This is a genomic window from Sphingosinicellaceae bacterium (assembly GCA_019285715.1).
In the GTDB taxonomy this organism is placed as follows: domain Bacteria; phylum Pseudomonadota; class Alphaproteobacteria; order Sphingomonadales; family Sphingomonadaceae; genus Glacieibacterium.
Genome location: CP079108.1, coordinates 3,993,928 through 4,014,040, shown reverse-complemented (window position 1 = coordinate 4,014,040; position 20,113 = coordinate 3,993,928). Strand labels below are relative to the sequence as shown.

Here is a 20,113-nt window from a genome sequence, read left to right as displayed (position 1 = left end):
TCGACAACCTATCCATCAAGGTCTCGTAGAGCGGCCTGTTCGCGCTGGTACGCCCTTGATCGCTCCGCGAATTGCCTGCACCTGGCGTAACGCTCTGCCGTTTGCACACCGCAGACGCTTGCACGGGACGTGAACGTCGGCCCGGTTTGCAATCGATGATCAGGCAACGGGCCAACGTGCCGCCGATAGCTCTCCGAAAAACGGGATCGACGATGCGGCACCCGATCGCCCGACCGAGATCGCAGCGGCTCGATGTGCATCCGCGATCGATGTAGCCAGCGTCCTCTCGGCGGCCATACCGGCGGCAAGAAAACCACAAAAGCAGTCGCCGGCGCCTGTCGTATCGACGACGTCCGCAACGCCGGCTGACGCGAACGACACTCCTTGGCGATCGACGGTCACCGAGCCCGCTTTGCCTAGAGTGACGACGATACGCTGATCGTCCCCGTTCAGTATGGTGACGGCCATTTCGGCTGCGTGCCGGGGCGATCGTGGCGGGTCCCGCTCGCGGCAGTACCCGGCAAGTTCGATCTCGTTCAGAACGACGATATCAGCGAGTGTGAGCAAGGCAAACGCGTCGCCGTGGAACGGCGCCGCATTCAGGACGGTGACCGAGCCTGCTCGCCGATTAGAGAGAAAGGCCGCGACGGAAGCGAGCGGCGTCTCAAGTTGAGCGAGGAGAACGCGAGCTTCGGTCACCACTTCCATTTCACCAACGGCGTTCGCGCCGGCAGAAACGACGATGTGGTTCTCTCCGAGGTCGTCGACGGCTATGTAGGCGGTGCCAGTCGGAGCGGAGGCAACATATCGGATTTCGCTGCAGTCGATGCCCTCCTGCTGCAGCATTTGCACCAGCATGCGGCCTTCGATATCATCGCCAACCGCTCCGGACATCCGTACCGTCGCTCCGGCGCGTGCTGCAGCGACTGCCTGGTTGGCACCTTTCCCGCCCATGTTCCGCATCATGCTCGATGCCGAGAGCGTCTCGCCGCGGCGCGGCAATCGCGCTACGCGAAACACTACGTCTAGATTGATGCTGCCCAGGACGGAGACGGTCGCTGCAGCAAGCCTCATGCCTGAGCAACAAGTCGGTCAAGCCATGCGAGCCGATCTGCCGTCCGATCCCGTTCCGACTTAAGTGCTTCAACAAGATCACCGGCCGTCGTCAAAAACGTTGTAACGCAGTTGGGCGAAACTTCATGGAAAAAGTCAGTATTGGCTGCTTCCGACGCAGCGATCCAGTCCGCCGGGATCGCCGCCGCCCCGCATAAAGCGCCGCTTAGACCGCCGAGGACGGTCGCGATCGTATCGGCATCACGACCGAAGCTTGAGCCCGCCGAAATGCACGCCTCAGGCTGTCCACCGCAAAGCTCGAACAGGCCTGCGACGATCGGCAACACCTCGCGGCTGGTCGGACTTACAGTCCGATCTTTGTCCCACGCCCAACCGGGTGGCCTGGGAAATGATCGGTCTAGAAAGCGCAGATAGAACTGCTCGGTGAATCGATCGACCTCGCCCGTGTCGCTGGCAAGTTCGCGGCCGATTGAGATGAGTCGCCGAGTGTCGAAAGTTCCATGGTCGTACATGGCATCGAGCATGCTTGCCGCCGTCGCATCAGGCAGAAACGCGGCTGCAAAGCCGGCGGCGGTCGCGGCGGCGGCGTCACGCTCGATGCCATCCTGATGAATGGATGATAGGTTGAACCCGTCCTGATATGCCTGCGCCGGATTACCTGCGTTGATGATCCCGACCGGCGCCACCGCCATGATCGCCGCGTCCGCCAGCGGCTGGCCGCGCCCCGTTTCCCACGGGCTCATGCCGAGCTTGAGCTTTTCGACAACGATGCGCTCGGTGAAGAAAAGCCTCGCTGGATTGAGCGTCGACAGCCAGATCTCGGCATAGTCGTCCGGTGTGATCCGACCCCGCTTCTGAATGATTGCCAAGCACATGTAGTGCCGCAGGGTCGTGTCATCGGTGATCTGGCCCGGGGCTCCATCGCGCGACCGCGCCGGCTGGGGCAGAAAGGTCTCGATGCGGCCGAACGTCGGCCGGATGTCGCTGTAGTGCCAATCCTCCGCAGGAGCCCCCATCGCGTCGCCGATCGCGCCACCGATCAGGCATCCGTAAACTTTGTCCAACAGCGTCATGCTCACCTACCTTAGCCTTCAAAACAGCTATCCCAGCGTCATCGGATCATGGCCAGCACGCTGATCGAAACGCTGTGTTGACGAAAGCAAAACACGCGGCATCGGGCCGCTTCATAAGTGTCTCGTCACCTCGGGAAGATGACGGGCGACAGCGCCACGGCCCGTCGACCGCTGTTAACAACCACAAGCAGCCGGTCCGGCGCAACGCCCTGCTCAGTCCATGCTTCCAGTGCGCTGCGTATGTCATGCTCCGGATCATCCACCGCCGCGGGTGCAGCGAGCGACTGGCCGAACGCCGGAGCCGACGTGCCACCCTGGCAATGCGCCATGCCTGGCACCATGAACAGACGATAGAAATCATCTCGAGCGCCGATCGAGGCCGCGTCCGCAAGCGCCCGACCTGACGGAAGGACGGGGTCCGCGGTACCGAAATAGCTAATCACGCGTCCGCCACGCGCGGCGAAGGTCCGGAGACTGCCCAACGCAAAATCTCGATCGTATCCTGCTAGCCGGGACGCTTGTCGCCCGAATGCCGCTTGTGAAGGCGCGGTGGCATCGGGATCCAAGATCCAGCGACGCCATTCACCGGCCTCAGCAGCCGTCAGTGGATAACCCGCCCTTTCGATCGTTGCTATCGCCCGAGATTGATACATTGTCAGGCACAGCCGCCTATCACCTGCCCGGCATGCGAGCGCCGCCGCACGTGCGCCACAATAGCCCGCCGTCGGACAGGTGAGCCGAGCGGCTGCGATCAGCGGCTCGACCTGCTTGGACGCGATCCGACCTGAACGTAGTGCCGCCTGTATGCGCCCGAAGGCGCGAAGTCGAACCGGCCACCGGGTCGCCGGCGCGCCGGCGATTACTCCGTCCCAGTCGTTTGGCCATCGTGTAGCGGCGACCAGCGCCTGCCGTCCGCCGAACGAGCATCCCATGTAATAACGGCGCGTTGGGATCCGGTCATAGTACTCCCGCGCGATCGCCCGTGCAGCATCCGACGTGACCTTGATCGAACGCCAGGCATAGTCGACGATAAGATCCGGTCGTCCGACCGCCCAGCCTGCGTCGAAGCCATCGCCTTCATGCCCTGTATCGGTTGCTGCTGCGGCATCGCCCCGAGCCGCGGCAGCAACGAGCGCCGGACGGTCGATATGTCCCGCGAAGCCCCCATTGCCCATCTGATAGTAACGTCCGCTCCAGCGATCCTTCGGGGGGAGCCAGAGTTCGAACCGGATCGCGCTCGCCGGGCGCGGCCGAGCTACACCTTCGACGCGGCACGAACTTCCATCCCTCGCTGCCGTGACGGTCAGACCGGGACGGCTCAACTTTGCGAGGTCGCGGCAGGAGTCCGTTGGAGCAAGACCGAGCAAGAGCGGCAGCAGCCAGATTGCGGCAAACTTCAAGCAGCCTTGCTTTCCCAAGCGAAGCGGAACGCGCCTGCCGACCTGTCGACACCGGCCAGCATCATGCCTTGTCCGCGGGAACCATGCCCCTCTTTCAAGGGCACGTCATTTGGGTCGCGCAGTTGGATCAGCAAGGTGGTGCGCGGTTCGTCCGAGATGTTGAGACCAGAGCCATGTGCCAGCAGGTACGAAAAGAAGATCGCGTCGCCGGCCCGCGCCGCGATGGGCGTTGCCCCGGTGAGCGGGAATTCATCCTCGCTCAGGTGGTGATCATCGCCGAGCGATGGCAGTACGCCCCGCTTGTGGCTGCCTGGATAGACCCGCAGGCAGCCCTTGTCTTCGCTCGCATCATCGAAGTGAAGAATGACGGCAATCATTGAATGATCGCGGTGGGGGAAATACGGATAGTCCTGATGCATGGGGAAGGGCGAGCCGCGCTCCGGCGGCTTCACGAACATCTTCGTATGATGGAGCTGCACATTCGGCCCGATGATCGCCTGGGCGACGCCGGTCAGCCGGGGGTCGACCAGCAACCGCGTAAAGGCGGCAGATCGGAATTGGACGTCGTGACAATGGATCAATTGGGTGCTGCCGCGCACGCTCGCCCATGTCGCGTCCTTCGTCCCTTGCGAGGCCGCGATGTCATGCACCTCGGTTCGGTAGGCGGCAGCCTCGCCGGGCGAGAGCAGGCCGCGAAGATGAATGAAGCCCTGATCCTGGTAGGCTTGCAATTGCTCCGAATTAAGGCCGGTCATGAGAGGCTCTCCTGATGTCGCTTTGATCATGGCGGGATTTCAGGGCAACGCCTATGGCGCCAGTATCCCTTTGTGGTATAAAATCGCATGTTCGATTGGCCGCTTGCCTCCATCCCCCGGATCTCGGTCGCCGGGCGGTTCCCGCTCGCCGATCGCGGGTACGAGACCCGCTATCTCGGCGCGACGCATGCGCTGCATTGCCACGACTATACGGGACGAGTTCGGCTGACTGGCGGGAAACGGCAGATCGCCCGCGGCGACGTAACCATCAGCCCTGCTGGGGATGCCTCGGCCTACGATCTCGATGCCCCAGGCGCACACTGGTGCATTCATTTCACCACGGCGGCGCGAGGTGAGACCGTGTCGATGCCGCTGCACATTACGGGCCGCCAAGACACGCGCGAGAAGATGGCCCATATCGCGGCGCTTTATGCACGCGGCGGGTCGACCGCAGCAACGCTTGCCGGACTTGCCCTACAGACGTTGCTGCTCGAGCTCACCGATGACAAACCACTTGCCCGGCCCGGGGTCGCCGAGCGTGCCGCCGCGCTGATCGACCAGCGGTTCACCGAGCCGCTAAGCGCCGCCGACGTCGCCGCCGCCGCCGGGTGCGGCCAGGCCCATCTCGCACGGGCATTCCGCTCGCGCTACAGCACGACGGTGCCGCATCGCCTGCTCCTGCGCCGCGTCGAGCATGCGCGCTATCTGCTCGAATCGACCGACTTGCCAGTTTGGCGTATCGCCGAACGTGCCGGGATCCCGGATCCGCAGCACTTCAACAAGACGGTGCGGCGCGTCCTTGGCAGCAGCCCCTCGGGAATCCGCGCGGCGGCACATCTGCTTCCGGTCGATCCGGATCGCTAAGCTACCAACGTGGCGGCGTGCCGGGCGGCCGGATCAGGTCGCGGGGGTGGATCAGACGACGCGCCAGCGGGTTCAGCCGTGCGAGCAGCTCGGGCGAGGGCTGGTGACCGAAACGGGTCCGGTTCCAGGCCGAGCCGTAGCGGTAAACGCTGATCCGCCGGTCGCCCGGCTTCTGCCGCAGGGCCGAACCATGGCAGAGCGCGTCGACGAACAAGATGGCGTCGCCCGCCTTCAGATGGACCTCAATCGCGCCCTCGACACCGTCTACCGAGCCGCCGCCGGCGGAGGACCATTCGTGTTTGCGGTCGCGGCGCAGGAACGCGGGATGGATGATGTTCGACTTGTGCGATCCGGGGATAACCATCGTTGCGCCGTCGCCGGGTCCGATGTCGGTAAGCGCAGTCAGGACATTGATCTGGCCGCACTCGAAGCGGCCATTGTGATAGCCGTAACTCGTCCGCTTGGCGCGCTCGTGGCCGCCCGAATGCACCGGAATGGCGTCGCCGGGCCCGCGCAGCGTAATGAAGTTTTCGTCGACGAAGCCGGGTCCGTGATAGGTATCATAGGTGTCCTGTCCGCCAAGGAACCGCAGAACATAGTTCAGGTATCGTGGGTGATCGATCAGTCGCTCGAATACTCCCCCGAGTTCATAGGCTTGCTGATAGCTGATGCCGCGATGATCAGGGTGGTCCTCGCGTTGAAGCCAGCCGTGCCATTCACCGCGGGACAGCGGCGGGAGCGCGTCGATCCGTGAATTCGCATCGCGCAGGTCGTCGGCACTGAGCAGTGCCGGAAGAATTAGATAGCCGCGCAGGTCGAACAAATATTCGTCGAGGTCGCTTGGCACTGCAGAAGCAGGGTACGCGACCGACAGCGGAGCGATGTGGTGATCGGGATAATATGCGTCCATCGCGCCGTCAGCCCTTGGCCCAAACCAGCCAGATCGCCGCTGTCCATGAGAAGTCACCGCCGCCACTGCAGGTGCCGTCAACAGGGCTGAAGGCTTCGAAGAAGCCGTGACGGGCGATCAGGACGCAGGTATCGTCGCGGACCTTGGCGGCCCAGCGTTCTTGACCCGCCTCGGCGAGGCCAGTGCCGATCATCCAGTTGACGACGGCCCATACGGGACCGCGCCAGTAGCGGATCATCTGGAAGCCGGGATCATCGGGATCAAGGCTCGGCATCAGGTAGCGGACTGTCCCGACGATCCGTTCGATATGCCCTATTGTGGCGGCATCACGCCCCGGATCGGCGAGTCCGGCGTAGAAGCTCAGGAATGAGGCGCTGGTCACCAGCCCGGAAGACCGCCCGGTCAACAGGTCGCGCGAGCACCAGCATTCTGCGGCCTCGTCCCACAACCAGCCGATACCCGTCTCCGCACGTTCGATCCAAGCGACGATCTCGCCGCTGTCTCGTCCGAGCATGCGGGCGAGCGCTAGCAGGTCGCGATTGGCCCGTAAAAGGATCATCGACATCCCGACGTCCGCAACGCGAAATGGATTGCTAGTGGCGATGCGAGCGTGATCCCAGCCCTGGGCACGGCCGTATTGGACGAGCGCCAGGTAACGGTCGTACTCGAGTTTGGTGGGGCGCATCTTAGCGTCGAGATGCCCCGTATCTCGACGGATGTAATCGCCCACGTTCGAAACGTCGATCAGTTCTCCCGGGGCGTCCCATTCCGGAGAATTGTCGCGGCCCGTCTCCCAAGGATGCATCGCGACGACCACCCCGCGCCCTTCCGGATCACGGACTTCGGCGAACCATCGGTGCCACGCCAGCAGCTGGTCGAACAGCTTTTCGACGCGGATCCGGAAGGCTTCGGCGCTGCTAGCCGAGACGGCGCTGTCCCAGAGCCGCCGAACGACCGTTGCGGCGACCGGTGGCTGTGTGATTCCGGATGTCCGAGGCGTACGCTGGGCACCCCACACGTCGGGGCCGGGGAAGTAGCCCGCGTCGTCCTGCCAAAAGACGATGTGGGGAAGGAAGCCGTCCGCCCACTGGGCCTGAAACAGCGTCTCGATCTCGGTCCAGGCGCGGTCACGGTCGAAAGTGTCAAAGCCGAGCGCGACGAACGCCGAATCCCAGTTCCACTGGAACGGGTATACCCGACCATTCGGCACGGTGTAGCCGCCACGATCGTTCTCCTTCAAGATCGCGCGCGCGGCCTCATCAAGGGCGGTTTTGTCGGGTTCGGTCACATGCTATCCGTCAATGATGAGAACTGGCCCGGAGGCCCGCTCAACTTACTGGAGATCGTTAGAAGTTGAATGTCAGGCGGCCAGTCAGGCGCCGCGGCAGCACCGGGCGACCGACGAAATAATCCCCTCCGGCCGCCTGATTGATGTCCTGCCGCGGAGACCCCTCGGTGACTGCGTCGGTATTCAGCAAGTTGAAGATGTTGAGACTCAGCCTGACGTGCCGGTCGCCGAGCACCCGCATCTTAATCCCCGTGTCGAGATTGACCACGTTCCAGCCATTCAAACGGATTGCATTGTTCGCCGCCGTAAAGTTATCTCCGGTATAATTTGTCGAAATTGAGAGATCAAACCGATCATCGTCGTAGTATAGTCCGGCGTTATACAAAAGATCCGGCTGTCTCTCCAAGTCTTTACCGACAAAGACCGAAACGGTCCCGTTCTGTTGAAACTTCGTGTATTTTGCGTTGGTCAAAGTCAGGTTGCCATTGAAGTGCAGGTGATCAAGGATCTTGACATCCAGCGTGCCTTCGACCCCATACGAGCGGGTGGCGACGAGGTTGACCTGTTCGGTGAAACCGCCCGCGCCGTCGTTGATGAAATTGATCTGCCGGCGGTTGTCGAGCTTGGTGTAGAAGGCTGCCGCAGTCAGGTTGAACCAGGGCTGGTCGACCTTGATGCCGCCCTCGAATTGTTTGATGATCTCGCCGTCATATGTGTTGGTGCCGGGGGAAACGCTGGCGTTCGCGGCAGTCCCTACGGGCAGCGGACGAAATTGCACTGCCCTGATCTCGGGAAAGAAATAACCCCGGGAACCGTTTACGTATAGGCTGACCCGGTCCGAAACCTTGTACAAGGCGCCACCTGCAACTGCCCATTGTGTCGAAGACACGTGACCGGTGAGGTAGCCGTCATTGCCCCAGATCACGTCGCGCAGCGCTGGGGACAGATTGGGGGTCGTCGCGTCGGTGACCGTGACTGAGGTCCGTTCCCGGCTGATGTCACCGCTCAAATGCTCCACTCGCACCCCGATATCGAGATTGAAGCGATCGCCGATCCTTGTCTGGTCAGCGAAATAGGCGGCGTAGCGCTTCACCTCGGCACGGTTGTTGACATAGCCCGCACCGGCGTTAAGTAGCCCATCGCGTGAATAGATCGTCTGCAGGTTGGTCACTGGGTTGGTGACCGTGAGGTCCACCAAACGGGCTTTGTTGTTGAACTCGCCGAGATAGGTCGTCGTCACGTTGAAATCGCGCGCCGTCGCGTCGGCATAGAAGCCGCCTAGCGTAAAGTTGTGATGCACCGACCCGGTTTCGGCATCCAGTGTCAGGTTTAGTTCGCCGGTGTAGTCATGCGTCGGGCGATTGCGATCCGTGAAGCGATTGGCGAACAGGATGTTATCGCCGGGCAATGTGGTGCCATCGTCCGCGTAGGTGAAGCTCGCATTGCCCGTCGAGCCTAGTCCGCGATTGGTGAGAAAACTCGCCTGGGTTTCGGGCACGTTGATGATGCCGTCGCCGTCCGACCAAAGCCCGAACTTGTGAGCGTATCGCGAATACTTACCGCGACCGTTGATCGCAAACCCGGAGTCACCAAACTTTTTGTCGAAGGCGACGGCGATCTGCCCGCCCTTGGTCGTGACGCCGTCGGTGATATCGGTCGTAAACGGTCCGTCAGGCGTGTTAAAGCCGAGCCCGGCCACGTTGTTGTTGATGACCTGATAAACCTTCTTGCCGTCATTACCCGCTGTTCGATTCCGGGTTTTGCCGTCCAGCGGCACTGGCAGATAATACTGCACCTGATCGTCGATGTACTGTCCGTAAACAGTGATCGAACCGCTCTGGTCGGGAAACTCGTATTTCAGATTGCCGCGGACTTGGTAGCCCTTGGTGTCAAGCCCGGTTCGGATCGGACCGTCGTCGGTGCGGTACCAGCCAGACAGCGCATAATAGAGGCCGTGTCCAAGTGGCCCGCTGACGGCTACGTCGCCTTTGTAGCGCCCCCGCTCCGCAATCTCGAGCTGAGCCGTACCCCGCATCTCGTCGCCGCCGGTCCGGCTGATATAGTTGATGAGCCCAGCGACCGAGCCAGGTCCGAACAGGTTCGACACGCCGCCGCGGACGAACTCGAGCCGGTCCAGTCCGAGATCGTTGCGATAATACACGTCAAAGGCTGAGGAATTCAGACCGAAGGTCGAAAGCACCGGAATGCCGTCGTATTCAAGTGGCGTAAATTGGTACTGACCGCCCGAGGGCAAACCGCGAACGAAGACGTTGGCCGCGACCTCACCGCCACCGCCGTCGGCCTTGATCGTCGGAATCGTGTTGAGAATGTCGGCCTGGTTGATCTGGCTGGTCCGTTGCAGGCTGTCCGCGTTGATCGTCGACACCGCCAGCGGTGTGTCGAGGGCGCGACGCGCGACACTTGTTCCGGTCACGATGATCTCGCTTTGATCGTCCTGTGGCGGACGGTCGTCGGGAGTCCCGACGGCTGCGGTCGGTGCGCTGGTTCGGGTGCTGTCTGGCGCAACTTGTGCCACAACTGGTAGTGCCCAGAACGCTGATGTCGTCAGCATGGCGACTTTGAGACCGGACGTGGCTAAGCGGCTCATCTTTCTCTCCCCTGCTCCGACGCTTTGTTACGCGTCTTTGGATTTGACGAGCGTGAGGCCAGAGACATAGGTCGGGAAGTCGGCGATCGCGCAACGCACTGTTGCAAATCGCTCAACATACCTTAGCACTGCGTTATGCTCGATCTCGGCGACCTCATGGTGTTCACGAAAGTCGTCGAAACCGAGAGCCTGACGAAAGCGGGCCATGTCCTCGGCCTTCCGAAGTCCACGGTCAGTCGGCGCCTCTCACGCCTGGAGGAGCATCTTGGCGTACAACTGCTTCACCGCACCACCCGTGCCGTGACGGTCACCCAAGACGGTGCAACCTTTTTCGATTATTGCCTGCGTTCGATGGGAGTGCTGCGGGACGGTGAGCGTGCGCTGGTGAACCGCCGCGCGGTGCCCCACGGCGTCGTCAAGATCGCAATACCCTACGTGCTCGGCCAAAGCCTGATCGGCCCGCTGCTTGCAAGGTTCCTCCAGCAGTTCCCCGACGTGCGCTTGGTGAGCGTTTTGAGCGACGATGCAGTTGGCCTGTTGCAGGCGGGCTTCGACGTCGCGCTCGCCGTTGGACCGTTCGCGGACTCTGGGCTGATCGCAGTGAAGCTCGGCTCGACGGGCTGCGGCGCGTTCGGCGCACCTGGTTATTTCGAGCGGAATGGTACTCCGCAAAGCCATGTCGACCTGCCGCGCTTCGACTTGCTTGCAGCCGGGATGATTGATCGTCGGCATCGCTGGAGCCTGCATTCGGCGGACGCTGAAGTTACGGTGGAGTTCACCCCGCGTCTGCTGTGCAACGACTTTATCCTGCTGCGACAGGCGGTGCTCTCCGAACTGGGCATCGCTACCCTGCCTGCCTTTTTATGTAAGCGCGACCTTGCGGAAGGCAGATTGATCGAAGTGCTTCCGGACTGGCATACCGCGGACATGCACTTCTTTGCCCTTTTTGCCGACCCCAAAGGCGTGCCGGTTCGCGTCCGCAAGCTGATCGATTTCCTCGTCGAGCACCTGCGCCCGACGCTTTCCTGGGAACTCTAAAGCCGAAGCGCACTGTTGCAACTTTTACAACGGAGCGTTGCAGGTTCGCTGGCTTGGTTATCCGGCAAAGTCGCTTCAATCGGACAATGTGGTCGCCGCCAGCCAGGAGGACGTTATCATCGACAGCATGTCTGCCAAAGCTGGAGAACGGGTTCGCGCGGAGTTGCGAAGCTTGTTCGCCGAGGCAGTACGCGCGGTCTTACCGTGGACCGCGATGCCGGCACACATTCCGCTGGCGCTACATGGTCGCACCGTCGTCATCGCGGTCGGCAAGGGTGCGGCCGAGATGATGCGCGTTGCCCACGTCCGGGCCAAGGGGCGGATCGAGGGACTGGTCGTCACACGGAAAGGCCATCTGCCGGACAGCGGCGTCGATTGGCCGGGCGTCGAGCTAATCGAGGCCGGCCATCCTTATCCCGATCAGGACAGCGTGCGCGCCGCTCATCGTGCGCTTGAGTTGGCGCACGGGCTGGAAGCAGGCGATCATCTGTTGGTCCTGCTGTCGGGGGGTGGCTCGGCGCTGCTTGCGGCCCCGGTGAAAGGCGTGACGCTGGCCGACAAGCAGGTCGTCACCCGTGCACTTCTGCAGTCGGGTGCAACGATCGAGGAGATAAATCGGGTCCGCAAGCATCTTTCGCTGATCAAGGGCGGCCGCCTCGCGGTTGCCGCTCGGCATGCTGCCGTTACAACGTGGATCATCTCGGACGTGCCGGGGGATGATCCCAGTTTCGTGTCGTCGGGCCCGACCGTCGCCGATACCAGCAGTCTCGAACAGGCGCGTGAAGTCCTCCAGCGCTACGGCATCACATCCTCACCAGAAGTGATGCAAGCACTTGCTGACCCGGTCAACGAAACGCCTGCAGCCGACACCCTTGGCGTCGCCGGTGCCGAGACCGCAATAATTGCAAGAGCCCGCGACGCGCTCTTCGCTGCAGGTGAAATGGCTCGCGATCTCGGCTATCAGGTTACCGATCTTGGCGATCAGCTACAGGCCGAGGCGCGCCACCTCGGCGCAAGTCACGGCGCGCTCTCGCGGCGCCTAGCCAAGGACGGCGTGCGCCGTGCGATCGTTTCCGGCGGCGAGACGACGGTGACGGTCGTCAACAAGGCTGGCCGTGGCGGCCGTAACCTAGAGTATTGCTTGGGCCTGGCAATTGCGCTCAATGGCGCGACCGGCATTTGGGCTATCGCCTGCGATACCGATGGGATCGACGGTACCGAGGACGCAGCCGGCGCGATCGTCACGCCCACCACGCTTGCCCGCGCCGCAGCGCTCGGTCTCGATCCAATCCAGTTCTTGACCGAGAACAACGCCTATCTCTTCTTCGAACGTCTCGGCGACATCGTCGTTACGGGTCCGACACTGACCAACGTCAACGACTTCCGCGCGATCTTGATCGATGCGGACAGTTGATGGAGATGTGATGGCCACGTCAACGAACAACCCGTCGTCGTCGCCGCATTACCCGTGGATGTTGATCGGGTTGCTATGGGTAGTAGCCTTCCTGAACGCCGCGGACCGTTCGGTCATCGTTGCTGTCATGCCCGCGATCAGGTCCGAGTTCGGCCTTGGGCCGACCGAGCTCGCTCTCGTGTCGAGTGTATTCTTTTGGGTCTACGCCGCCGCTGCGCTTTTCGCCGGCCGACTCGGCGACGGTACACGGCGAACGCGGGTCGTTATCTACGGTTTGATGTTTTGGAGCGTAGCAACGGGCCTCATGCCACTTTCGGCAGGATTTGGCATGTTGCTGGCGCTTCGCGCGGTGGTCGCTGTCGGCGAGTCTACCTACTATCCTACCGCAACAGCTTTGATCGGGGACTGGCACGGGTCCGAAAGGCGTAGCCGTGCGCTGTCACTGCATCAGACGGCGGTCTTCGCAGGATCGGGTCTGGGAGCAGTCCTCGCCGGCCTCATCGCCGATCGGCTTGGCTGGCGCGCGCCGTTTATGGTGTTTGCCGGCGCGGGCCTCGTTTGGACGGCGGTGCTGTTTCGGACACTGCGCGATGCACCGATCCGTCATACCGCGGCCGAAAAGGGACTGAAGCCAGAACCCTACGGGATTGTCCTGCGGATAAAACCCGCTTTGATGCTGTTTGCGGTGTTTTTCCTCGCGAACACCGTCGCCAGCGGCATCACCGTCTGGGCACCGACCTTCGTCCATGACGCACTCGGCGAAAGCCTTGCGGGGTCGGCGCTATACGGCGCCGCGAGCATTAACATCGCAGGGTTCGTTGCCGTCCCACTTGGGGGTTTGCTCGCGGACCTCCTGGCGCGCAAAACGCCAGCAGGTCGCTTTTACACACTCGCCATTGGTCTTGCTGTGGCGGCATTGCTGCTTGCCCCGATGGCTTGGGTGACGTCGGGCACGCAAGTGGCGTTGGTGCTGATCGGGACGACGCTCGGCAAGGGTCTGTTCGACGGCTGCATCTACGCCGCGATGCAGGACGTGGTACCGCCCACCGCCCGCGCCACGGCAGTCGGCCTAATGACGACGTGTGGCTTTGCTGGTGCCGGCATCGCGCCGCTCTTCGTTGCTAAGGCGGCAGGCGCGTTCGGCATGGCATCGGCTCTCGGCTCGCTTGCAGCGCTCTATGCATTGGCGGTAGTTATCCTGCTTGCGACCGCCGGCACGACACGACGGGCTGTGATCGCCAATGCTCAGGTGTTGGCGTGAGTACCTCGCTCATGCTTGAGGCGCCGCGCCGTCTCACCTTTCAAACGACGCCCGATGCGTCGCTGCGTGAGGATGAAGTACGTATCGCCACCTTATTCTCCGGGATTAGCGCAGGCACGGAGTTATCGCAGTATCGCGGCACGAATCCGTTCATGCACCGCCGCTGGGACGAGGTGCGTCGACTGTTCGTCGAGGCCGAAGCACCAAGCTGGCCCTACCCGGTCGTCAACCTCGGCTACGAGGAAGTCGGCCAGATCGTCGAGTTGGGGACCGGCGTCAACGATCTTCGAGTCGGCCAGCGGATCTACGGCACCTGGAACCACCGCTCGCACCACGTCGCCGCGGCCGCTTACGCGCGCGATCGACTTTTGCCTGAAGATGCCGATCCCCGCATCGGCATCTTCAGCCATATCGGCGCGGTCGCCCTTAACGGGGTTCACGATGCGCGGCTCCGGATCGGGGATACGGTTGCGGTGTGGGGGCTGGGCGTACCGGGCCAGATCGTCGCTCAGGCTGCGATCGCCAGCGGCGCGACGGTGATCGGCATCGATCCCGATCCCGCGCGGCGCGCATTGGCGGCGGGGCTCGGTGTGCATCACCTGCTCGACTCGGCCGGAGGGGCGGCCGAGGAAGTCAAGGCGATGACCGAGGGCCGCGGCGCCGACGTGTGCATTGAGGTTTCGGGCTCACCGCCTGCGCTTGCCGACGCAATACGCGCCGTCGCCTATTCCTCCCGCGTCGTTGCGATGGGCTTCTTTCAGGGCGAAGTGCCAGGACTCCGGCTCGGCGAGGAGTTTCACCATAATCGTGTCGAACTTATTTGCTCGCAGATTTCGGGTACCGCACCCGAAGCTCAGCACCGTTGGTCGAAGCCGCGCCTCTGGCGCACGGCGATCGAGTTGCAGTACCGCGGCGTCCTCGACCTGATCCCGTTGATAACCCACGTCGCGCCCTTTGCCGATGCACCCGGACTGTTCGAACGGCTCGATCGCGGCGAGCCCGGCCTGCTTCAGGCGATGCTGGAATTTAACACATGAGGATCGCATTGCTCGGCTGTGGCGGGATCGGCGTGCGTCATGCGGCCGCCGCAAAGGCGCTCGGCCACGGGCTAGTCGCCTGCGTTGGGCGCGACGTCGAGCGTACGCAGGCGTTTGCAACAGCCAATGGAGGTGCGGCGTATACCGATCTCGACGTCATGATCGACGCGGAGGCTCCCGAGTTGCTAATTGTCGCTCTGCCGCCGTTCGCCCATTCGGGCGAAGTCGAACATGCCGCAATGCGAGGTTTGCACCTGCTCGTCGAAAAGCCGCTTACGTTGACCAACGCGGCGGCTGCCCGCATGGTCAGCGCTGTCCACCAGGCAGGCATCGTCGCTGCAAACGGCTTCATGTACCGCTTCGGCGATGCGGTGCGCCGTTGGCGGGCGAGCGACACGGGCCCCGTCTGCCTGTACGCTGGCACCTATCACTGTAACGCCCTCCACGCGGCGTGGTGGCGCGATGAGGACAGGTCCGGCGGACAGATCGTTGAACAGGTTATTCACCAAGTCGACCTTATCCGCCACCTTATGGGCGATCCTGATACCGTCTACGCCCGGCGCGCTAACCTTCTGCACCGGTCCACAGCCGGGTATACGGGCGAGGACGTGTCGGCGATCGTGTTCGGCTGGGACGACGGGCGCCTGGCGACGCTCAACGCGTCGAACATTGCAACACCGGGCCTGTGGCACAAAGACTGGCAGCTTTATGCCGAGCAGGTGACAGGGCGCTTCAGCGGATGGAACGATGCGATCCTGACGCCGACGATCGCCGGAAGCGAAGCTGAAGTCGTGGCTGGCACAATCGACGTTTTCCAGGCGCAGCTCGCCGACGTAGTAGACGCGATCGAAAGCTGCCGGCAGCCATCCGTAACCCTTGCCGATGGCGCTGCAAGCCTGCGCCTTGCGCTCGCTGCCCGACAATCTGCGGACGAGCGCCGGGAGATTCGTCTTGTTGCCTGAATTTGTCCGCCGTGGCGTGACGTTGCGCATCGTCGCGCCGCTACTTGACGGTGCCGTTCCGAACCATGGGGTGCCCAGCGTCAGCGCCGACGAGATCCGCTGGCCGCTCGAGAGCGGCGGTGCGGTCGTACTCCGCATGAACGGCGATGAACTGCTGGCTCTCGACGTTGCGATGGACGGCTGCAGACAGCTTCTCGACAGCCTTGGTATCCGCATAGTCGCGACCGGCGTGCGCTCGTATTTACGCAACGGGTACCAGAGCTGGGACGGCAGCTACTTTGTCCGCCCGGGTACCTCTACGGGCGACGGCCAACCTGCGAAGGCGCCGACCCTGGGTTTCGCCATGACAGCCCTGCTGCCCGAGAACGCGGACGGGGCCGCCGTGCTCGGATTTGACCGCCACGACCGTTTTCAGACACGCTTTCGCTTCGGCGGTAACGCGGCCGGGCTGATTATCGACGCCGAGACCCTTCTCGACCGCACCGGCGGTTGTGAGGCCGAGACATTGTTCCTCTTTGACGGTGATCAAGTCGAAGCTGTGCTCCGCCGCTGGTCCCGCCGCGTCGCCGCCGTGGCGCCGCTGTCGCCGCGCTTACCGACGCGGCGAATTACAGGCTGGTGCTCTTGGTACAATCATTTTGCGGCAATCGATGAGACAACGATTAGCCGCGAGATCCGCGCTGCCGCCGCCTATCGCGACGCTTACAAGGTGCCGCTCGAAATTTTTCAGATCGACGACGGCTTTACTCCTGAGATGGGCGACTGGCTTGACGTCAGGCCCCAATTCCCACGCGGCATTGCACCGCTTCTCGCCGAAGTAGCAGCGGCGGGTTTCATGCCCGGCTTGTGGATCGCCCCTTTCCTTGTTGGCAATCGCTCAAGCCTATTTGCGACACATCCAGAGTGGCTGGTCGCAGACTGCACGACAGGCAAGCCGCTCCTTGCCTTTCATTTCTACGGCGAGTTCCGGTGGCACAAGCGATCGGAAGAATATCATGTTCTCGACATCACGCATCCCGGCGCAGCCGGCCACATTGCTGAGGTATTGCGCGTCTGGACCGAGGAGTGGGGCGCCCGCTATATCAAAGCGGACTTCCTGCTCCACGGTGCCGAATATGGTCCTGAGCGTGCGCGCTGGTATCAACCGGGCCTGTCGCGGATAGCGATCTGGCGGCTCATGATGACGCTGATCCGCGAGGCCGTCGGTGAAGACGTCGTAGTTGCCGGTTGCGGTTCGCCTCTGTGGGCCTCGGTAGGTCTCATTGATACGGTGCGTATCGGCCGCGACATGGGCGTCAGCTGGCATGGTGAATATTCGGCAGAGAGCCTGCTGCGCGACCTTCTGACACGTAACCATGGCCACGGGGTGCTTTGGCAGGCCGATCCCGACTGCATCCTGCTGCGTGATCGGTTCCACGATTTGAGCGAAGTTGAGGTCGACGCATTGGCGCGCTTTGCAGCCGCAGCCGGCGGTGTCCTCATGACCAGCGACAGCCTGGACGAGCTTTCGCCGACAAGAGCCGAGCTGTTTGCAGGTCTTCTCCGTGCGCAGACAAGTCAGTGCCGATTTCCTCTGCTGGGGGATGAAGAAATGGTGATCGAACAGTGTGTCCTAGCCGGTGATGTCGCCGTTGATTTTAATCTGTTCAATCCAACTGACCAGGTCCGCACAGCGTCAGACGGCACCCGCGTACCACCGCACACCTTGATCGGCTTTCGCGTGTCCGGCAATCAGGCTCGAACTCTTACGTTGTCATAGAACTTCCGGAGTACGGGGTCGCGCCGGTCATCAGCTGGTCGGGCTTGCCACCCATCGCCGCCAGTGCCGCGAAGATGCGGTTGAACACGCCAAGCCGGCTCCAGCGTCCAGCAGGCTGTTTGCATCGACGACATCAGAATTGCAGTTCGATGGCGGGGCCAGCGCTGATAGCGTCCCGCATCGCCGGGTGGCAGTGTTCATTCAAAGTTGAGCAGTATCGCCTAGCTTCCACAGTAGAGGAGGCCCGGATGACCGTCGCCAGTTTGAAGGGAACTGTCAAAGCGTTGGAGCCCCGAAGCGCGGCGCTGCCGGAAATGGCGACGGCCGTGCTGATCCTCGATGAAAACCGCGACGTCGAGTACGTCAACGCCAGTGCCGAAGCGCTGTTCGCGCCGGTCGATCCGATTGGATGCACGCTCGCTGCATTGTTCGCAAGCAGCGGCGCAACCGGCGGCGACGATGTGTTTTTGACTGTCGACGCGGGCGCCGAACCGGCACCGATCAGACTGCGGCTGTCCGATAGCCTACTGCTCGATTGTACACTGCGGGCGCTGTCCGGCGGCGGTTTTGTGCTTAGCATGGACGACGTCACGACCTACGTGCGAAACGCCGAGCTTGCGTTGCGCGATGGGTTGACAGGTCTCTTAAACCGTAAGGCTCTGCGCGAGCGCCTTGTCGAACGGCTCTCTGCCGCCAGCCGGACCGGCGAAAGTACAGCGGTATTCTATATTGATCTCGATCGGTTCAAGGCAGTTAACGACACGCTCGGCCACCCGATCGGCGATGCGCTTCTCCGCAAGGTAGCCGAGAGGCTCAAGAGCGCGCTGCGCGAAGGAGATCTCGCCGCTCGGATTGGCGGCGACGAATTTGCGGTAATTCAATCCGGCGCGCCGCAGCCTGCTGCTGCAGTCGCTCTCGCAACGCGGCTGGTCGACCTGATCGGTCGTGCTTACGCGGTCGATGGCCACATGCTCCACATCGGCGCCAGCGTCGGTGTAGCCGTAGCGCCGAATGACGGCCGTGAGCCTGATGCCCTGCTCAAGAATGCCGACCTGGCGCTTTACCGCGCTAAGGCTGAGGGACGCGGCTGCCATCGCTTCTTCGAACCGGGGATGGACGAGCGAATGCAGGCGCGGCGATCGATGGAAATCGACCTGCGCCGGGCTCTTGCGCTCAAGCAATTTGAAATCGCCTATCAACCTCAGATCGACCTCACGTCGAATAACATCACGGGATTTGAAGCACTGCTACGCTGGCGACATCCGACGCGCGGGATCGTCTCACCGGGCGACTTCATCCCGTTAGCGGCAGAAATTGGTATCATCGGCGCGATCGGCGAATGGGTGCTGCGGACGGCATGCATGCAAGCCGCTGGGTGGCCGGAATCACTGACGATCGCAGTTAACATCGCGCCGATACAGTTCCGTAGCGGCAAGCTTGTTGAGGTGGTGACGGCCGCGCTCGCCCTGTCCGAACTGTCGGCGCAGCGGCTGGAGGTCGAGATCACCGAAGGCGCGCTGCTTGAAGACACCGTTGACGTTTTAAGGACGTTGAGCCGGCTGCGAGACGTGGGTGTCAGCGTGTCGATGGATGACTTTGGCACCGGCTATTCGTCTCTTGCCTACCTTCAGATGTTTCCGTTCGACAAGATCAAGATCGATCAGTGCTTTGTCCGTGATATGGATGCCCACGCGGACCGAAGGGCGATCACTCGCGCTATCATTGCCCTTGCCTCGGCGCTTGGCATGAGGACCGTTGCGGAAGGGGTTGAGACCGAGGCCGAACTTCTCTGTATCCGCGCCGCAGGGTGTGACGAGGTACAAGGGTTTCTGACCGGTCGACCGATGCCAGCCGCCGCCGTTACGGCACTGCTACAATCCGCGCACCTTGCCCTAGTGGCCTGAGGAACTCCGACATGTCCGATGATCTCTATCGGTTAGTGTACTATAGCCACAACGCCATCCGAGGCGACGCGGCAAACGCGATCACATCGATCCTTGCTAAAAGCCAGGCCAATAATCAACGGGTTGGGGTCACGGGGGCCCTCATGTTCAACCGAGGGTGCTTCGCTCAGGTACTGGAGGGTGGACGCGATGCCGTCGAGGCGGTGTTCGAGCGCATCCAGCAGGATGAACGCCACGGCGATGTGTCACTGCTGGCGTTCGACGCGGTGCCGTCCCGAGCTTTCGCAAACTGGTCGATGGGATTTGTGGGTGCGTCCATGGTTGATGCGGCCTGCTTCGGTTCACTGGTACAGCAAAGTGGTTTTGATCCGGCGCGCATGACCGGCGAGGCGCTGTTTGAGACTTTGCATAGACTAGCGTTGGAAGAGGAAGGCGCTCCAGCTTAACTGAGAACGACCGGTTTCAAGGGGCAGACCGACAACGGCCCCGTCTCTAACACGACCCGCTCGGTCGCTGGTGCGCTGTTGCGGATGAGATCGGAAATGATCTTCGGATCGGACACGCGCTTTCCGCGCCAGATCCGCTTGTCGTCGCGTCGCACGGAAACTGCAGTCTCTTTCAACGACAGTTCGAGGCCAATATATACTCATTCATGGCTGTCCTCCAATAAATGCCTGGGCCCGACGCGTTTACGGGCGGACGTGTCGGACGACGGCGCATTTATTCGCGGTGAGTTTGGCGGGCGCCGTGAGCGGTCGCGGCGGCC

General features: G+C 62.3%; 16 protein-coding genes. 9 read left to right on the top strand and 7 right to left on the bottom strand.

Features of this window, described 5'->3' with window-relative positions:
- Window positions 1-159: 159 nt before the first annotated feature.
- The 4 genes from KX816_18520 to KX816_18505 form a co-directional block, all read right to left on the bottom strand.
- Complete coding sequence (locus KX816_18520; GenBank protein QXQ06153.1) at window positions 160-1,074, bottom strand: ribokinase; 915 nt, start codon at window positions 1,072-1,074, stop codon at window positions 160-162.
- On the bottom strand, window positions 1,071-2,147 hold the full coding sequence (locus KX816_18515; protein ID QXQ06152.1) for an ADP-ribosylglycohydrolase family protein: 1,077 nt from the start codon (window positions 2,145-2,147) through the stop codon (window positions 1,071-1,073). Before KX816_18515 ends, KX816_18520 begins: the two co-directional genes overlap by 4 nt.
- A 125-nt stretch (window positions 2,148-2,272) precedes the next feature.
- Window positions 2,273-3,547: a tannase/feruloyl esterase family alpha/beta hydrolase gene (locus tag KX816_18510; protein ID QXQ06151.1), complete on the bottom strand. Its 1,275-nt coding sequence runs from the start codon at window positions 3,545-3,547 to the stop codon at window positions 2,273-2,275.
- A complete protein-coding gene (locus tag KX816_18505; protein ID QXQ06150.1) occupies window positions 3,544-4,302 on the bottom strand; it encodes a phytanoyl-CoA dioxygenase family protein in 759 nt (252 codons plus the stop codon). The genes KX816_18510 and KX816_18505 overlap by 4 nt, the downstream gene beginning before the upstream one ends.
- Before the next feature lie 87 nt (window positions 4,303-4,389).
- Here KX816_18505 and KX816_18500 point away from each other — a divergent pair, with 87 nt between their 5' ends.
- Window positions 4,390-5,166: an AraC family transcriptional regulator gene (locus KX816_18500; GenBank protein QXQ06149.1), complete on the top strand. Its 777-nt coding sequence runs from the start codon at window positions 4,390-4,392 to the stop codon at window positions 5,164-5,166.
- 1 nt (window position 5,167) lies between these two features.
- Here KX816_18500 and KX816_18495 read toward each other — a convergent pair whose 3' ends face one another.
- The 3 genes from KX816_18495 to KX816_18485 form a co-directional block, all read right to left on the bottom strand.
- Window positions 5,168-5,989, bottom strand: coding sequence for a phytanoyl-CoA dioxygenase family protein (locus KX816_18495; GenBank protein ID QXQ06148.1), 822 nt, complete (start codon window positions 5,987-5,989; stop codon window positions 5,168-5,170).
- Between the two features lie 94 nt (window positions 5,990-6,083).
- The gene (locus tag KX816_18490) at window positions 6,084-7,364 is read right to left on the bottom strand and encodes a hypothetical protein (GenBank protein QXQ06147.1); all 1,281 of its coding nucleotides are present in this window, start codon (window positions 7,362-7,364) and stop codon (window positions 6,084-6,086) included.
- Between the two features lie 58 nt (window positions 7,365-7,422).
- Complete coding sequence (locus KX816_18485; protein QXQ06146.1) at window positions 7,423-9,972, bottom strand: TonB-dependent receptor; 2,550 nt, start codon at window positions 9,970-9,972, stop codon at window positions 7,423-7,425.
- Between the two features lie 135 nt (window positions 9,973-10,107).
- On the opposite strand from KX816_18485, the gene KX816_18480 reads away from it, so the two are divergent.
- The 8 genes from KX816_18480 (at window position 10,108) to KX816_18445 (ending at window position 19,793) form a co-directional block, all read left to right on the top strand.
- Window positions 10,108-11,010, top strand: coding sequence for a LysR family transcriptional regulator (locus tag KX816_18480; protein QXQ06145.1), 903 nt, complete (start codon window positions 10,108-10,110; stop codon window positions 11,008-11,010).
- Between the two features lie 37 nt (window positions 11,011-11,047).
- Window positions 11,048-12,424, top strand: a complete 1,377-nt coding sequence (locus KX816_18475) for a glycerate kinase (GenBank protein ID QXQ06144.1) — start codon at window positions 11,048-11,050, stop codon at window positions 12,422-12,424.
- Between the two features lie 10 nt (window positions 12,425-12,434).
- Window positions 12,435-13,685, top strand: a complete 1,251-nt coding sequence (locus KX816_18470; GenBank protein QXQ06143.1) for an MFS transporter — start codon at window positions 12,435-12,437, stop codon at window positions 13,683-13,685.
- The gene (locus tag KX816_18465; GenBank protein QXQ06142.1) at window positions 13,682-14,722 is read left to right on the top strand and encodes a zinc-binding dehydrogenase; all 1,041 of its coding nucleotides are present in this window, start codon (window positions 13,682-13,684) and stop codon (window positions 14,720-14,722) included. Before KX816_18470 ends, KX816_18465 begins: the two co-directional genes overlap by 4 nt.
- The gene (locus KX816_18460; GenBank protein ID QXQ06141.1) at window positions 14,719-15,684 is read left to right on the top strand and encodes a Gfo/Idh/MocA family oxidoreductase; all 966 of its coding nucleotides are present in this window, start codon (window positions 14,719-14,721) and stop codon (window positions 15,682-15,684) included. The genes KX816_18465 and KX816_18460 overlap by 4 nt, the downstream gene beginning before the upstream one ends.
- A complete protein-coding gene (locus tag KX816_18455) occupies window positions 15,605-17,443 on the top strand; it encodes an alpha-galactosidase (GenBank protein ID QXQ06140.1) in 1,839 nt (612 codons plus the stop codon). The genes KX816_18460 and KX816_18455 overlap by 80 nt, the downstream gene beginning before the upstream one ends.
- Before the next feature lie 248 nt (window positions 17,444-17,691).
- Complete coding sequence (locus tag KX816_18450) at window positions 17,692-19,347, top strand: EAL domain-containing protein (GenBank protein ID QXQ06139.1); 1,656 nt, start codon at window positions 17,692-17,694, stop codon at window positions 19,345-19,347.
- An 11-nt stretch (window positions 19,348-19,358) separates the two neighbouring features.
- Window positions 19,359-19,793 carry a BLUF domain-containing protein gene (locus KX816_18445; GenBank protein QXQ06138.1) on the top strand — a complete coding sequence of 145 codons (435 nt, stop codon included), beginning with the start codon at window positions 19,359-19,361 and terminating at the stop codon, window positions 19,791-19,793.
- The last annotated feature ends 320 nt before the right edge of the window (window positions 19,794-20,113 follow it).

Bases quoted from the DNA above. Each gene is read 5' to 3' on its own strand.
- KX816_18450 (QXQ06139.1), top strand. From the start codon at position 17,692: ATGACCGTCGCCAGTTTGAAGGGAACTGTCAAAGCGTTGGAGCCCCGA.
- KX816_18485 (QXQ06146.1), bottom strand. From the start codon at position 9,972: ATGAGCCGCTTAGCCACGTCCGGTCTCAAAGTCGCCATGCTGACGACA.
- KX816_18455 (QXQ06140.1), top strand. From the start codon at position 15,605: ATGGCGCTGCAAGCCTGCGCCTTGCGCTCGCTGCCCGACAATCTGCGG.
- KX816_18520 (QXQ06153.1), bottom strand. From the start codon at position 1,074: ATGAGGCTTGCTGCAGCGACCGTCTCCGTCCTGGGCAGCATCAATCTA.
- KX816_18470 (QXQ06143.1), top strand. From the start codon at position 12,435: ATGGCCACGTCAACGAACAACCCGTCGTCGTCGCCGCATTACCCGTGG.
- KX816_18500 (QXQ06149.1), top strand. From the start codon at position 4,390: ATGTTCGATTGGCCGCTTGCCTCCATCCCCCGGATCTCGGTCGCCGGG.
- KX816_18460 (QXQ06141.1), top strand. From the start codon at position 14,719: ATGAGGATCGCATTGCTCGGCTGTGGCGGGATCGGCGTGCGTCATGCG.
- KX816_18505 (QXQ06150.1), bottom strand. From the start codon at position 4,302: ATGACCGGCCTTAATTCGGAGCAATTGCAAGCCTACCAGGATCAGGGC.
- KX816_18445 (QXQ06138.1), top strand. From the start codon at position 19,359: ATGTCCGATGATCTCTATCGGTTAGTGTACTATAGCCACAACGCCATC.
- KX816_18515 (QXQ06152.1), bottom strand. From the start codon at position 2,147: ATGACGCTGTTGGACAAAGTTTACGGATGCCTGATCGGTGGCGCGATC.
- KX816_18480 (QXQ06145.1), top strand. From the start codon at position 10,108: ATGCTCGATCTCGGCGACCTCATGGTGTTCACGAAAGTCGTCGAAACC.